This is a genomic window from Geodermatophilus sp. SYSU D00705, assembly GCF_054050135.1.
The window spans coordinates 1-14,218 of record NZ_JBJGYT010000042.1 but is presented as its reverse complement, the minus strand read 5'-3'; the positions used below and the strand labels follow the sequence as shown (position 1 = coordinate 14,218).

Annotated in this window: 11 protein-coding genes; 7 read left to right on the top strand and 4 right to left on the bottom strand. The window is 74.6% G+C overall.

What is annotated here, in order from left to right; all coding sequences use genetic code 11:
• Positions 1 to 21: 21 nt before the first annotated feature.
• On the bottom strand, positions 22 to 2,274 hold the full coding sequence (locus ACI78Q_RS21420) for a LuxR C-terminal-related transcriptional regulator (protein WP_456925480.1): 2,253 nt from the start codon (positions 2,272 to 2,274) through the stop codon (positions 22 to 24).
• A gap of 221 nt (positions 2,275 to 2,495) precedes the next feature.
• Here ACI78Q_RS21420 and ACI78Q_RS21415 point away from each other — a divergent pair, with 221 nt between their 5' ends.
• From ACI78Q_RS21415 to ACI78Q_RS21400, 4 genes are read left to right on the top strand one after another with little or no spacing between them, the layout of a single operon-like run.
• Positions 2,496 to 3,173, top strand: a complete 678-nt coding sequence (locus ACI78Q_RS21415) for a hypothetical protein (RefSeq protein WP_456925479.1) — start codon at positions 2,496 to 2,498, stop codon at positions 3,171 to 3,173.
• On the top strand, positions 3,170 to 3,991 hold the full coding sequence (locus ACI78Q_RS21410; protein WP_456925478.1) for a glucose 1-dehydrogenase: 822 nt from the start codon (positions 3,170 to 3,172) through the stop codon (positions 3,989 to 3,991). Before ACI78Q_RS21415 ends, ACI78Q_RS21410 begins: the two co-directional genes overlap by 4 nt.
• On the top strand, positions 3,988 to 4,920 hold the full coding sequence (locus tag ACI78Q_RS21405) for a cyclase family protein (RefSeq protein WP_456925477.1): 933 nt from the start codon (positions 3,988 to 3,990) through the stop codon (positions 4,918 to 4,920). The genes ACI78Q_RS21410 and ACI78Q_RS21405 overlap by 4 nt, the downstream gene beginning before the upstream one ends.
• Positions 4,921 to 4,939: 19 nt before the next feature.
• A complete protein-coding gene (locus ACI78Q_RS21400) occupies positions 4,940 to 6,556 on the top strand; it encodes a GMC oxidoreductase (RefSeq protein ID WP_456925476.1) in 1,617 nt (538 codons plus the stop codon).
• Between the two features lie 52 nt (positions 6,557 to 6,608).
• On the opposite strand, the gene ACI78Q_RS21395 is transcribed toward ACI78Q_RS21400, so the two are convergent.
• The 3 genes from ACI78Q_RS21395 to ACI78Q_RS21385 are packed head-to-tail and all read right to left on the bottom strand — an operon-like array spanning position 6,609 to position 11,068.
• Positions 6,609 to 8,333: an MOSC domain-containing protein gene (locus ACI78Q_RS21395; protein ID WP_456925475.1), complete on the bottom strand. Its 1,725-nt coding sequence runs from the start codon at positions 8,331 to 8,333 to the stop codon at positions 6,609 to 6,611.
• Positions 8,334 to 8,349: 16 nt separating this feature from the next.
• A complete protein-coding gene (locus tag ACI78Q_RS21390) occupies positions 8,350 to 9,648 on the bottom strand; it encodes a cation:proton antiporter (protein ID WP_456925474.1) in 1,299 nt (432 codons plus the stop codon).
• Between the two features lie 19 nt (positions 9,649 to 9,667).
• Positions 9,668 to 11,068, bottom strand: a complete 1,401-nt coding sequence (locus ACI78Q_RS21385; RefSeq protein WP_456925473.1) for a dihydrolipoyl dehydrogenase family protein — start codon at positions 11,066 to 11,068, stop codon at positions 9,668 to 9,670.
• Between the two features lie 116 nt (positions 11,069 to 11,184).
• Between ACI78Q_RS21385 and ACI78Q_RS21380 the strand changes: the two genes are divergently transcribed.
• The 3 genes from ACI78Q_RS21380 (at position 11,185) to ACI78Q_RS21370 (ending at position 13,921) form a co-directional block, all read left to right on the top strand.
• A complete protein-coding gene (locus tag ACI78Q_RS21380) occupies positions 11,185 to 13,011 on the top strand; it encodes a glycoside hydrolase family 15 protein (RefSeq protein WP_456925472.1) in 1,827 nt (608 codons plus the stop codon).
• A 204-nt stretch (positions 13,012 to 13,215) separates the two neighbouring features.
• The gene (locus ACI78Q_RS21375; RefSeq protein ID WP_456925471.1) at positions 13,216 to 13,515 is read left to right on the top strand and encodes an anti-sigma factor family protein; all 300 of its coding nucleotides are present in this window, start codon (positions 13,216 to 13,218) and stop codon (positions 13,513 to 13,515) included.
• Positions 13,516 to 13,606: 91 nt separating this feature from the next.
• A complete protein-coding gene (locus tag ACI78Q_RS21370; RefSeq protein ID WP_456925470.1) occupies positions 13,607 to 13,921 on the top strand; it encodes a hypothetical protein in 315 nt (104 codons plus the stop codon).
• Positions 13,922 to 14,218: the final 297 nt, after the last annotated feature.

The window sequence follows — 14,218 nt, the reverse complement described above, 5'->3', positions numbered from 1 at the left end:
GTCCGGGCCGACCAGCGGTCGTCAGAGCAGGTCCAGGGACCGGGCGCGCAGGACCGCGTCGTCCCGCGACTCGGCGCCCAGCTTGCGATAGATCGACCGCAGGTGCGTCTTCATGGTGTTCGGGCTGACGAACAGCGAGCCGGCCATCTCCCGTTGCGACATCGTCGTCGGGAGCAGCGCGAGGATGGCGAGTTCGCGCTCGGTGAGCCGGTCCGTCGGCGGCGCGGCGGACGGACGGACCCGACGGGCACGCTGCTGGCGGCCGAACCAGTTCCGGACGGTCGGACCGGGATCGGCACAGTGACGGAGCACCGCGGCAGCCGCGCTCAGCCAGCGCTCGGTGTCTGCTGCCCCGTCCGGTCCGGCGTGGCGCGCCGCCTCCGCCGCGGTGATGAGCGCGGCGGCCTGCTCGATCCGCCCGGCGCCGCGGCCGGCCAGCTCGGCAGCCGCACCGGCGGCGACCGTGGCGTCGTCCCACCGGCCGCGGGCCACGGCCAGCCGCGCCGCCGCCAGGGCGGGGAACATCGCGACGAAGTGGCCGTCGACGCGGGCGTCGGCGACGACGGCAGAGGCCCGGGCGAGCACCGCCTCGGCCGACCGCAGGTCTCCGGTGAGGACCGCGACCAGCGCCCGGGCCCCGAGGGCGTAGATCTGGGCGAGCCGGTTGTCGGTGTCCTCGGCCAGAGCCGTCGCGCGCCGCAGCCGCTCGTCCGCCTGCTTCAGCTCGCCCAGCCAGAGCGCGCAGTTCCCGCCCACCAGGTGCTGCACGGTGACGAGGAAGGGGTCGGCGCGCCGGCCCCGTAGGGCAGCGAGCCGCTCCCCGGCCCGCGGCAGGTCTCCGGCCTTGAAGGCGTGGAGCGCCCGGAGCACCCCGACGTGCACGTCGTCGGCGGCGACGGGAGCGGCGGCCGACAGCGCCGCACCGGCCTCGTCGAGCCTGCCACGGTCCATGTGCAGCCAGACCCGGGCGACGGTGAGCCGGGGGTCGGCGGCGACTTGTGCGGGGGGCAGCGCGTCCAGCCAACCCTGGACGGTCCGCAGGTGGCCGAGGTTGAACTCCGCCCGCCACGTCTCGCCGATCAGCGCCCCGGCGAGACCGAGGTCCCGGGACGCGATGGCGTGCCCGATCGCCTCGCCGGGCTTCCCGTGGTCCCGGAACCACTCGGCCGCCCGCCGGTGCAGCACTGCCGGATCCGCGAGCCGGGAGAGTTCCAGCTCGTACCGCAGCAGGTCGCGGAACAGCTGGTGGAAGCGGAACCACCGGCCCTCGTCGTCGAGCGCGCTCAGGAACAGGTTCGCCCGCTGGACCTCGTCCAGCATCCGGACGGCGTCGTCGCGGCCGGTCACGGCATCGGCCAGCGGCGCGCACAGTCGCGGCAGCACCGAGGTCTGGAGCAGGAACGCCCGCAGCCCTGGCGGCAGAGATCCCAGCACCTCCTCCCCGAGGTAGTCGACGACGTGCCGGTCTGCGCCGGTGAACCGGTCGATGAAGGCCCCGCGGGCCTGCCGGTCCGGGCGGTCCATGAGTCGCAGGGCCGCCAGCTGCAGCCCGGCCGCCCAGCCCTCCGTCCGCGCGACCAGCCGCTGCACGTCGTCGGCCGAGAGGTCGGGCACCGCCGCGCGGTCGAGCATGCGCGCCGCCTCCTCGGCGGTGAACCGCAGCTGCTCGGCCCGGATCTCCACCAGGTCACCGGCCACGCGCAGCCGGCTCAGCGACAGAGGTGGATCGGTCCTCGACATGACGATCAGGTGCAGCGAGCCCGGTGCGTGGTCGAGCAGGGCGGCGACCGACCGGTGCACCGGCCGGCTGCCGACGACGTGGTAGTCGTCCAGGACCAGCACGAGGTCGGCGGTGGAGGCCAGTCCGTTGACGAGCACGGGCAGGACGTCGCGCACGACGTCGGCGCCGGCCGAGTCCAGGCGTCGCAGCGCCGCGGACCCGACGGAGGCGTCGGCCTGCTGCACGGCCAGGAGGAGATACCGCCAGAAGCGGGTCACGTCGCCGTCCGCGGCATCCAGGGACAGCCAGCCGCTCCGCACGCCGACCCTGCGCAGCCACTGCGCGACCAGCGTGCTCTTCCCCCAGCCGGCCGGGGCGACCACGAGGGTCAGCCGGGCGTCCACGGCTCGCGAGAGCCGCTCGTGCAGGCGCGGTCGCTCGATCGGGCCCGTCCCGAGCGACGGGACGAAGAGCTTGGTGGTGATGACGGGCTCCACGGAGGCGTCCTCGCGCCCGAAGGGCGGCAGCACCGGCTCCGCCCGCGCGGGTGCCATCGGCGACCTCTCGACCGACGAGAGCCTCATGGCCCGTCCCGCTCCCTCCCGGTGCGCGCCGCTCCGGGCGCCTCCGTCGGGTCGGGGACCAGCCTGGCAGGCCTCCCGCCGGCGGGGGTAGGGCTCTCCGGCACCGGGTCACGCGGTCCATCGCCGGAACGCGCCCCGGGACAGGCCGGGATCCGGGTGTAACGCAACGGGCACGGGCCGGACTCCGGGGCATGACGATGACTGCGCCGCCGGTCCTGGTGGCCACGCGGACGAGCTGGCACCGGGTGGCCGAGCACGTCCTCGCCGCGGGTCAGTTCGCCGCCAGCGGCACCATCCGCCTGCGGCCCTGTCCGGGGGGCTTCGCCACCACGGTGGGGCTCGGTGATCGGCAGCTCGCCGTCGTGGGCGACGAGCTGCTGGTGATCCGCGGGGACACGCGACGTTCCCAGCCGCTCACCACCCTGGGGCGCGCGGCGCGGTTCGCCGGCGTGGAGCTCGGGCTGCGCGGCAGCTACACCCCGGCCACGCCGGCCGACCCCGATGCGCAGCTGCCGGTCGACCCGAGGGCCGCACGGCGGCTCGCCGACTGGTTCGCCCTCGGCGACGCCGCGCTGCGCCGCTTCTCCGAGCAGCTCGGCGAGCCGATGACACCGGTGCTCTGGCCCGAGCACTTCGACCTCGGCATGGCCGTCGGCGCCGTCAACTACGGCGCCTCCCCGGGGGACGAGGCGATGCCGGAGCCGTATCTCTACGTCGGGCCGCACGAGGGACCGCCGTCCGCCGACCCGTTCTGGAACGCCTCCTTCGGAGCCGCGTCCGGCGCGCCCCGCATCGTCGCGATCGACCACGCCGTCGCCTTCTTCTCGGAGGGACGCCGACAGGTACTGAGGGACAGGAGCGGGACGTGAACGGTCTGCGAGGCAAGAAGGCGCTGGTCACCGGCGGCAGCTCGGGGATCGGCCAGGCGATCGCCATCCGGCTGGGCCAGGAGGGCGTGGACGTCGCGATCAACTACGTCGGCCCGCCCACGGGCGCCGAGGAGACCCGGGACGCGATCGAGCACGGCGTCGAGATCTGCATGAAGGAGATGTCGGCTGCGGGCACCCACCCGATCCTGGTCGCCGCCGACGTCTCGCAGGAGGAGCAGGTGGCCGCGATGTACGAGCGGGTGCTCGCGGAGTACGGCCGGGTCGACCTCCTGATCAACAACGCCGGCATCCAGATCGCCGCCGACAGCGACGAACTCCCGGTGGCCGCGTTCGACAAGGTGCTCGCGGTCAACCTGCGCGGCGCGTTCCTGTGCGCGCAGCGGGCGATCCGCTCCTGGCTGTCCGGAGGGAGCGGCGGCAGCATCGTGAACGTCTCCAGCGTCCACCAGGTCATCCCGAAGCCCCGGTTCGTCGGCTACTCGGTCTCCAAGGGCGGCATGCAGAACCTCACCCGGACCCTCGCGCTGGAGTACGCCGGCCGCGGCATCCGGGTCAACGGCATCGGTCCCGGGGCGACGGTCACGCCGATCAACCGGTCGTGGATCGACGACCCGGTCAAGCGGCGGATGGTGGAGAGCCACATCCCGATGCGCCGCGCCGGCGGGGCGGAGGAGATGGCGGCGGCCACCGCGTTCCTGTGCTCGGACGAGGCCGCCTACATCACCGGTCAGACGCTGTTCGTCGACGGCGGGCTGACCCTCTACCCGTCGTTCGAGACCACCTGGTCGTCGGAATGACGGCGCTGTCGCACCCGCCGTCCGTCGACGAGCGGACGGCGGGGTGGTTCCCGTCCCGGTGGGGACCCGACGACGAGGCCGGAGCGCTCAACGAGATCACCCCGGCCGGCGTCCTGGCCGCGGTCTCGCTGGTGCGCAGCGGCCGGGTGTTCGACCTCGCGCACGTGCTGCACGCCGACGTCCCCGCGTTCCCGGGCCGCACGTTCCGGTCGTACCTGACGACCAACTCCCACTACGTCAACCGTCGGCGGGCCGACGGCAGCCCGGAGGGCTGGGGCCGGAACTCGGTGAACTGGATCGTCGAGCAGATCACCGCCACCCAGCAGATGGGCACCCACCTCGACGCCCTCAACCACCTGCAGGTCGGCGACCGCACCTACAACGGCCACCGGCTGGCCGACGTCGCCGAGGACTGGGGCACCAACCGGCTCGGCGTCGAGACGCTGCCGCAGATCGTCACCCGCGGCCTGCTGCTCGACATCGCCGCCGTCCGCGGCGTCGACCGGCTCGAGCCCGGCGACGTCGTCACTGTCGCCGATGCCGAGTCCGCGCTGGAGGGCCGGTCGCTGCGCCCGGGGGACGCGGTGCTGTTCCACACCGGCTGGGGCGGCTGGTGGGGCGTGGACGACGACCGGTACTCCGCGGGCGAGCCCGGGCCCGGCCGTGACCTGGCCGAGATGCTGGCCGCGTCCCGCGTCGCGCTGACCGGCTGCGACACCTGGAGCTACGGGCCGGTGCCGGCGGAGGACCCGGCCGAGCCGTTCGTCGTCCCGCAGACCCTCAACGTCCGGCACGGCGTCGTCGTGCTGGAGAACCTGCGGCTGGCCGAGGCCGCCGCCGCCGGGCTGCGCGAGTTCCTGCTCGTGGTCAGCCACGCCAAGCTGCGCGGCGCCACGGGAGCGTGGGTGACGCCGCTCGCGATCACCTGACACCGCGAGGAGAGGCACCATGACCGAGCACGCCGACGTTCTCGTCATCGGGTCCGGAGCGGGCGGGGGCGCCGTCACCTGGGCCCTGGCCCCCACCGGCAAGCAGATCCTGCTGCTCGAGCGGGGCGACTGGCTCCCCCGGGAGACCCAGAACTGGGATCCGCAGGCGCTCTGGGCCGACAAGCGCTACCACAACAGCGGGCAGTGGACCGACGGCGCCGACGGCCGCCGGCTCTCCCCCAAGCAGCACTACTACGTCGGCGGCAACACCAAGTTCTACGGCGCGATCCTCTACCGCTTCCGGGAACGCGACTTCGGCCCGGTGCAGCACGTGGACGGCGTCTCCCCCGCCTGGCCGATCTCCTACGCCGACCTCGCGCCCTACTACGACCGCGCGGAGCGGCTCTACCAGGTGCACGGCACACGGGGCGAGGACCCGGACGAGCCACCGGCGGACGGTCCCTACCCGTGGCCGGCCATCAGCGACGAGCCCCGGATCGCGCAGCTGCGCGCCGACCTGACCGCTGCGGGCCTGCACCCGTTCTCGCTGCCGAACGGCATCCTCCTCGACGAGGCGCAGCCCCACCTGTCGGCGTGCATCCGGTGCGCGACCTGCGACGGCTTCCCGTGCCTGGTCAACGGCAAGGCCGACGCACAGGTCATGACGGTGGAGCCGGCGCTGCGGCACCCCAACGTGACGCTGCGGACCAGGGCGCGCGTGGTGCGGCTGGAGACCCATCCCTCCGGGCGCAGCGTCAGCCGGGTGGTCGTCGACCGGGACGGCCGGCGGGAGGAGTACACGGCCGACGTCGTCGTCCTGGCCGCGGGGGCGGTCAACTCGGCGGCCCTGCTGCTGGCCTCGGCGAGCGACCGGCACCCGGCCGGACTGGGCAACGGCTCCGGGCACGTGGGCCGTCACCTGATGCTGCACAACAACTCGGGGCTGGTCGCGTTCTCGAAGACGCCCAACCCGACGCGGTTCCAGAAGACGCTCGGGGTCAACGACTTCTACTGGTCCGACCCCTTCGACCCCGACTGGGGGTACCCGGTCGGCTCCATCCAGATGAACGGCAAGAGCGATGCCGTCCTCATCGGCTTCGACGTCCCCGACGCGCGGGACCCGGCCGACCTGGCCCGCCACTCGCTCGACTTCTGGCTGACCACCGAGGACCTGCCGCTCGACGAGAACCGGGTGACCGTCGACCGCGACGGCGGGATCCGGCTGCACTACACCCGGACCAACGCCGCCGAGGTGGCCCGCCTGCGGATGCGGCTGCAGCAACTGCTCGACTCGATCCGCTGCGAGCAGGACGTGTACGAGAACCGGCAGTACGCCGGCGGCCAGCTGGGGATCGGCGGGGTGGCGCACCAGAACGGCACCATCCGCTTCGGCCCCGACCCGACGACGGCGCCGCTGGACCTCCACTGCCGGATGCACGAGGTCGACAACCTCTACGTCGCCGACTCGAGCTTCTTCGTCTCCAGCACCGCGGTGAACCCGACACTGACGATCATCGCGAACGCGCTGCGGGTGGCCGACGAGATCGCCGACCGGCTCGGCGTCCGGACGTCGGTGGCGGACACGCTCGTGCCCGCGCCGCGGCGGCCCGACCTGGTGGTGGACCCGGCCCGCTGACCGCCGGCCCGTGTGCTGCCGGGGGCCGGGGCCCCCGGCAGCAGCCCCACACTCACAGGTCGACGGTGACCGCGGTCGTGGGCCGGGCGCAGCAGATCAGCACCAGCTCGCCGCCGGGCGCCTCGAGCGGTTGGGGCGCGTAGTCCACGGAACCGTCGATCAGGGAGGTCTCGCAGCGGTGGCAGACGCCGGTGCGGCACGACCACCGCACCGGCACCTCGCAGGCCTCGGCGAGCTCGAGCAGGCTGGTCCACCGCGAGGGATCGAACGCCGTGGTGACGCCCGCCCGGGCGAAGGTGACCGGGGGTCCACCGGACGCGGGCGGTGTCGGCGTGCGGGCGGGCCGGCCGGTCGTGCCCCCCGCGTCCTGGACCGGACCGAACGACTCGACGTGGACGGCGTCCGCCGGCACCCCCAGGGCGTCCAGCATCCGGCGCACCCCGGCGGCGAATCCGTCCGGCCCGCAGACGTACGCGGAGAAGGACGCGTCCACGCCGAGGCCGGCCAGGGCCTCCAGGGAGAGCCGGCCGGCTGCGTCCCCCCGCACCGCTGCCTCCGCGGCCGTGTAGCGCAGGTGCCGCACCGCCGCCGGCATGGCCGACAGCGCGGCCTCGGCCTCCGCGGCGAAGGAGTGCTCGGCCGGCGAGCGGGCGACGTGCACCCAGATGACCCGACGCTCGGGATGGCCGGCGGCCTGGGCCAGCAGGCAGCAGAGCAGCGGTGTCACCCCGATGCCCGCGCTGATCAGCACGGCCGGTCCGGCGACGCCCGGGTCGAAGCCGAAGCCGCCCCTCGGGGCGGCGACCTCGACGGTTCCGCCGACGGGGAGGGCGTGCACCAGAGCGCTCCCCCGGCCCTCTCGCTTGACCGAGATCCGCAGCTCGGGACCCGCCGGCGCGGAGAGCGAGTAACTGCGGACCACCGACCCGTCGGCATCCGCCAGGCGCAGAGGGACGTACTGGCCGGGCAGCCAGGAGGGCGCCTCGCCGCCGTCCCGGGGCGCCAGGTGGACCGAGACGACGTGCGCCGACTCGCGCACCACACGGGTGACGGTGAACGGGCGGAACCCCGGATACGCGGGCTCGCCGGCAGGCTGTGGCGCCAGGCCCGGGTTGCCGGGCCGGTCACCGGCAGCGAGCAGCTGCCGGAACGACCACTTCCAGCCCTCCGACAGCGCCGGGACGGCCAGCGCGGAGCGCAGCGACGCCTCGTCGCGAGCGGCCGTGTAGAGCAACTCGGAGACGCGGCGGACGGTGAGGCCGGCGGGATCGCGGTGGATGACACGGATCCGGTCGCCGGCGCCGACCTGACCCTCCCGCAGCACGCGGAGATAGAAGCCGGGGCGGCCATGAGCGGTGAGCAGCGCCGGCATCCGCGGCTCTCCGAGGCGGATGCCCACCTTGTGACAGGTGACCCGCGGCTGGGTGACCTCGAAGACGGCGCCGCCGATCGCCAGCCGGTCGCCGACGCAGATCTCGTCGTCGGCCATCCCCTCGACGGTGAGGTTCTCGCCGAAGGTGCCGGGGTCGGGCAGCGGGCGGCCCAGGTAGCGCTCCCAGTAGGCGTAGGACTCCCACTGGTAGACGAGGACGGCGCGGTGCTCGCCGCCGTGGCCGACGGGATCGGCCTGCGCGTCCCCGTCCACGTTGAGCCTGCGCACCCACCGCCGGCCGGCCACGGGGGCCTTCCAGATCGCGGTCTGGACCTGCCCCCCACGCCACTCCACCGTCCGGGGCCGGCCGACGGACACCGCGCGCAGCCGGCCGGACGGGGTCATCGCCGTCTCCGGACGGTCATGGACGCCCCTTCGCCGAGCCGTCCGGCGCCGGCCGGGCGTCGACCGTGTCGGCGCTGTCGGTGGGCTCGGGTCTGCCTGCCTCGTGGTCGCGGGGGTGGCGCGGCCCGGGCACTCCGGCCGCCGGCCGCCGGCCCAGGACGCCGAGCGCCGCGGCAGGGAACACCAGCACCGACAGCAACCCGGCGAAGACCAGCGCCGCGGCCGTGGTGGCGGACAGCCGACCGGTCTCCAGGCCGATCTGCGCGGCGGTGACGAGGAACGGCAGGGAGGTGGCCTGCAGCAGTCCGGCGGCCAGGGACCCGGCCGATCCCAGGGAACGGCGGTACAGCACCGCGGGGAGGCCGCGGACGACGAGCAGCGCGAGCAGGAAGACCGGCACCTGAAGGAGGGCCGTCGGGTCCTCGAGCAGACCGCGCAGGTCCAGTCGCACCCCGCTGGCGACGAAGAACACCGGGATCAGGAACCCGTAGCCGATGGCGTCGAGCTTGGCGCGGAACCGGGGATGGGTGGCGGAGTCCCGGTCGACCAGCCCCACCAGCGCGCCCGCGAGGAAGGCACCGAGGATCGTCTCGAGACCCAGCCGCTCGGCCAGGGCGACGAAGGCGACCAGCAGCAGCAGCACCAGCCGGACACGGATCTCGGCCGTGGTGTCCTGCAGCCGCACCAGCACGTCGCCCAGCCGCATGGACATCCCCGCCCGGCCGACGCCCAGCGCGAGGAGCAGGACGAGGATGCCGAACGCGGCGAGGAAGGCCGCCGTCGTCCCCGGGCCGCCGCCCGACATGGAGAAGACCAGGGAGAGCAGCACGATGGCGGCGAAGTCGGCCACCGATGCCGCCGCTATGACGGTCTGCCCGACGGCGTCCCGGGCGCGGCCGGCGTCCTTGAGCACCGGGACGACCAGCCCGAGCGACGTCGCCGTGAGCGCGATGGCCAGGAAGAGCGGCGCCGACGTCCACCCGGCGGCCTGCGCACCCAGGCCCACGCCGACGGCGAGCACGAGGCCGACCGCATAGCCGAGGGAGGTGACCGCCAGCAGCCGGCCGCGCAGGCCGCGCAGGTCGATCTCCAGCCCGGCGAGCATCAGCAGGAAGGCCAGCCCGAGCAGGGCCAGCACCTCCACGGCGACGTCGACCTCGACCCAGCCGAGGACCGACGGGCCGAGCAGCACGCCGGCGACGATCTCCAGGACCACCGAGGGGACGCGCAGCCTCGGCGCCCAGCCGAGCGCCAACGGCACCGCCGCCGCGACGCCGGCGACGACGAGCAGGTTCGTGAACGAGACGTCGGGCACCGCGAGCCTCCGGGAAGGGTCAGAGACCGGCCGCTTCGAGTGCGTGCAACCACACCTCGGCGACGGTGGGGAACGCCGGGACGGCGTGCCGCAGTTCGCTCAGCGGGAGTCGCCCGGCGACCGCGACGGCGGCGGAGTGCAGCAGCTCCTGGACGCCGCTGCCGGTGATCGTCGCCCCCACCAGCACATCGGACGCCTCGTCGACCACCAGCCGTGTCGTGCCCCCGAGGCCGTCGCCGAGCACGTACGAGCCGGGGACGTCGCCGGTGCCGACGTCGAGGACCCGGACTGCGATCCCTCGCTGCTGGGCCTCGGCCACGGTGAGGCCGACCGCACACACCTGCGGATCGGTGAAGGTCACCCGTGTCACGACGTCCAGACTGGCGCGGTCGCGGACGTCCCGGCCGGTGATGACGTCGGCCGCGATCCGGGCCTGGTACTTGCCCATGTGGGTGAGCGGAGCCAGACCGGTGCAGTCCCCCACGGCGTACAGCCATCCGCCGGGGACCCCGGTGGCGCGTAGCCGGTCGTTGACCTTCACCGGCCGCCCGGGCTTCAGCCCCACGCTGCCCAGCCCGAGGTCGTCGGTGCGCGGGCGGCGGCCCGTGGCCACGAGGACCTCGTCGGCGGTCAGTTCCTGGCCGGCGCTGAGCGTGGCGCGCACCGGCCCGTCGGTGCCGTCCCGTCGGACGGAGGTCAGCCGGGTGTCCACCCGGACCGTGATGCCCTCCCGTCGGAACGCCGCCCGGACCTGCTCGCCGGCGAAGGGCTCCTCGCGGGGCAGCAGTCGCGGGCCGCCCTCCACCACGGTCACCTCGGCGGCGCCGAGCCGGTGGAACGCCTGGGCGAGCTCCAGCCCGACGGCCCCGCCTCCGAGCACGAGCAGCCGCCTCGGCACCTCCTTCGCCGCCGTGGCGGCCCGGTTGTCCCACGGGCGCACCTCTGCCAGCCCCGGCACCGGCGGCAGCACGGCGCTGCTGCCCGTGGCCAGCACGACGGCCCGGCGGGCCGTCACCTGCCCGCCACCGTCCACCCGCACCTTGCGCGTGCCGGCGAGCCGGCCGGTGCCCCGCAGCAGCCGGACGCCGTGGTCGGCCAGCCAGCGCTCCTGACCGGCGTCCATCCAGTGGGAGGTCATCTGGTCCCGGCGGGCGAGGGCGGCCGTCGCGTCCACCACACCGGTGACGGCCGCGGCGGCGCCGGGCACCCGCGCGGCCGAGGCGAGCGCCTCCCCGGGCCGGAGCAACGTCTTGCTCGGGATGCACCCCCAGTAGGAGCACTCCCCGCCGACCAGCTCCTGCTCGACCAGCACGGTCTCCAGGCCGCGGTCGGCGCAGCGGCCCGCGACGACCTCCCCCGCGGGACCGCCCCCGATCACGACGACGTCTGCCTCGAGCTGGGCGGGCTGGATCTCGGACATCGGGCCTCCTCGGACTCGTTGCCGTCGTCCGCCGTCGGCCGTCCGGCGTTACGCGTAACGGGCGGCCGATCGGCGGGACCACAGGAACGAGACCCGCTGACCTCCGGGAGAACCCCATGAGCTCCACGCCGATCGCCGACCACGCCTTCCTGTCCGACCGGCACTCCTGCGCCCTGGTCGACCGCGCGGGCACCGTCGTCTGGCTGTGCTTCCCGCGCTTCGACGGTCCGTCGGTCTTCGCCGCGCTGCTCGACGACGACGCCGGCCACTGGTCGGTGCGGCCGGAGGCGGAGTGGACGGCGACCCGCCGCTACGCCGGCCGCTCGCTGGCCCTCCAGACCACCTTCCGGACGGCGGAGGGCGAGCTGCAGCTCACCGACGCGCTGGGCCTGGGTCCGGACAACGAGGGGCACCGGCTGGGCAGCGACGTCCCGCACGTCCTGGTGCGCCGGCTCGAGTGCACCTCGGGTGAGGTGGACGTGCTGGTCGACTACCGGCCGCGGCCGGAGTACGGCTTGATCGTGCCGCTGCTGTCGCACGTGGACGGCGGGGTCGCCGCTCGGGGCGGGGCGGACTGGCTGGTGCTCACGCTGCCCGCCGAGGCGACGCTGGAGGACGGGCGGGCTCGGGCGCGGCTGCACCTGCGGGCGGGCGACGTCGTCCACCTGGCGCTGCAGCGGAGCACCCTCGGCGACGCGGTGTCCGCGCACGTCTGGCCCCAGCAGGAGCTGACCGACCTCCTCGACCGGACTCTGTCGTCGTGGGAGTCCTGGTGCGACCTGCACCAGGCCTACGACGGGCCGTGGGCCGACCTCGTGCACATGAGCGGCCGGGTGCTCCAGGGGCTGTCGTACCAGCCCAGCGGCGCCGTGGTCGCCGCCGGCACGACGTCGCTGCCCGAGGGCGTGGGCGGCGAGCGGAACTGGGACTACCGCTACGCCTGGGTGCGCGACGCCAGCTTCACGATGGAGGCGCTGTGGGTGGCCGCCTGCCCGGACGAGGCCGAGGACTTCTTCGGGTTCATGACCACCGCGGGCGCGGGCGGCATCGGCCCCGACGTGTCGCTGCAGATCATGTTCGGCGTGGGGGGCGAGCACGACCTCAGCGAGCGGACCCTCGACCACCTCCGAGGCTGGCGCGACAGCCGGCCGGTGCGGGTGGGCAACGGCGCGTGGAACCAGCGTCAGGTCGACGTCTACGGCGAGCTGCTGGGAGCAGCGGCTCGCCTGGCCGACCAGCTGCCCGCGCTGGACGACGAGACGCGGTGGTTCCTCGCCGCGTGCGCCGACACCGCCGCCGTCCGCTGGCGGGACGCGGACCAGGGCATCTGGGAGGTGCGCGGCGAGCCGCAGCACTTCCTGTACTCCAAGGTCATGTGCTGGGTGGCCCTGGACCGGGCGATCGCGCTGGCCCCGCAGCTGCGCTGCGAGCACCGCGTCGACGAGTGGGCGAAGGCCCGCGAGGAGATCTCCGACACCGTGCTGCAGCAGGGCTGGAACGAGGAGGCCGGCGCGTTCACCCAGTACTTCGGGTCCACCGCGCTGGACGCCTCCAACCTGATGCTGTCGATCGTCGGGTTCCTCCCCGCCGACGACCCGCGGATGCTGGCCACGATCGACGCCATCGCCGACCGGCTGACCGACGAGCGTGGTCTGGTCTACCGCTACCGGACCGAGGAGGGCGTCGACGGCCTGGCCGGGGACGAGGGCACGTTCCTCCTCTGCACCTTCTGGCTGGCCCAGGCCCTCGCGCTCGCCGGCCAGGTGGAGCGCGCGCGCGACGTGTTCGGGCGGGCCGCCGCGTTCGTCAACGACCTCGGTCTGCTGGCGGAGGAGGTCGACGCGGTCACCGGCGAGCAGCTCGGCAACGTGCCTCAGGCGTTCAGCCACATCGGTCTGGTGAACGCGGCATGGGCGATCGACCAGGCCCAGCGGGGTCGGTGATGAGGACGATCGACGCCGAGGGGCTCCGCGGGGTGCCGCGCGGCGGGGTGCCGCGCGTGCCGGGCACCCGCGTGTCGACCCCCGCTCTCGCCGACGCCGGGATCCGGTCGCGCCACGAGACGGGCGCCGCCAGGGATGCGCTGGACGGCGGCCGCGGGAGGTCGGCGCGCGTGTGCCGCAGCGCCGCGGGGGAAGGAGAGCACCGTGGCTGAACCTCCGGCGTCACGACCCACCGCCGATCGGGACGTCCTGGAGATCGCCTGCCGGGAGTTCGTCGAACTGGTCACGGAACACCTCGAGCGGGCCCTTCCCCAGGACGTCGAGAACGCCATCGCCGCGCACCTCGAGCTGTGCGAGCCGTGCCGCACCTACCTCGAGCAGATCCGCCGCACCGCTGCCGCGCTCCGGAGCCTGCCCGACCCGACGCTGCCCGAGCCTGCGCGGAGACGACTGCTCGAGGTCTTCGCGACCCTGCACGAGGACACCCACGGCGAGAGCCCGTAACGGCGCAGGACAGGCGGGATCCCTCCCGCGCGGCGACACGACGCCGGGTCAGGTGCCGGCCGGCTCAGATCCCGATGATCACGACGGCCGCGTGCACGCGCTCACCGGTGTGCTCGAGACGAGCAGCAACGAGCAACGGGAGTCGATCATGAACACCTACGACCCGTCGGACTACATCACCTACGTCGCCATGGATCGGCGGCACCGCCCGTCCGTCACCGCCGCACCGAGCGAGACGATCGAGAACCAGCTGCCCGAGGGATACCCGAACGCGTCCCCGAAGACGCGCCTGCGGAGCCGTGCTGCGATGCGGGCCCGGTTCGATGGACAGCCTCTTCCGGGTCTCGCGGCCGGGACCGGTCCCGGGCGACACCGTGTCGCACCGCGGGCCACCGGTACGGCATGAGGCGGGACACGCGCGCGTGGTGGTCCTGGACGGCGGCCCGTCGTGGACGGCGACGCCGTCCACGTCAGCCCGGTCGCCGCCACCCTGCGATGCGCTGCTCACGGGCGTCGCCGGAGGATCTCCGCCGGCTGGACGCCGTAGCGATCCCGGTACCGAGCCACGAACCGGCCGCGGTGGGTGAAGCCCCAGTGGCGGGGGGGGGGGGGGGGGGGGCGCGCCGCGCCCCCCCCCCCCGCCCCGCGCCCCCCCCCCCCCCCCCCCCCCCACCCCCCCCCCCCCCCCCCCCACCACCACCCC

Bases quoted from the DNA above. Each gene is read 5' to 3' on its own strand.
- ACI78Q_RS21405 (WP_456925477.1), top strand. From the start codon at position 3,988: ATGACGGCGCTGTCGCACCCGCCGTCCGTCGACGAGCGGACGGCGGGG.
- ACI78Q_RS21420 (WP_456925480.1), bottom strand. From the start codon at position 2,274: ATGGCACCCGCGCGGGCGGAGCCGGTGCTGCCGCCCTTCGGGCGCGAG.
- ACI78Q_RS21380 (WP_456925472.1), top strand. From the start codon at position 11,185: ATGAGCTCCACGCCGATCGCCGACCACGCCTTCCTGTCCGACCGGCAC.
- ACI78Q_RS21385 (WP_456925473.1), bottom strand. From the start codon at position 11,068: ATGTCCGAGATCCAGCCCGCCCAGCTCGAGGCAGACGTCGTCGTGATC.
- ACI78Q_RS21415 (WP_456925479.1), top strand. From the start codon at position 2,496: ATGACGATGACTGCGCCGCCGGTCCTGGTGGCCACGCGGACGAGCTGG.
- ACI78Q_RS21395 (WP_456925475.1), bottom strand. From the start codon at position 8,333: ATGACCCCGTCCGGCCGGCTGCGCGCGGTGTCCGTCGGCCGGCCCCGG.
- ACI78Q_RS21400 (WP_456925476.1), top strand. From the start codon at position 4,940: ATGACCGAGCACGCCGACGTTCTCGTCATCGGGTCCGGAGCGGGCGGG.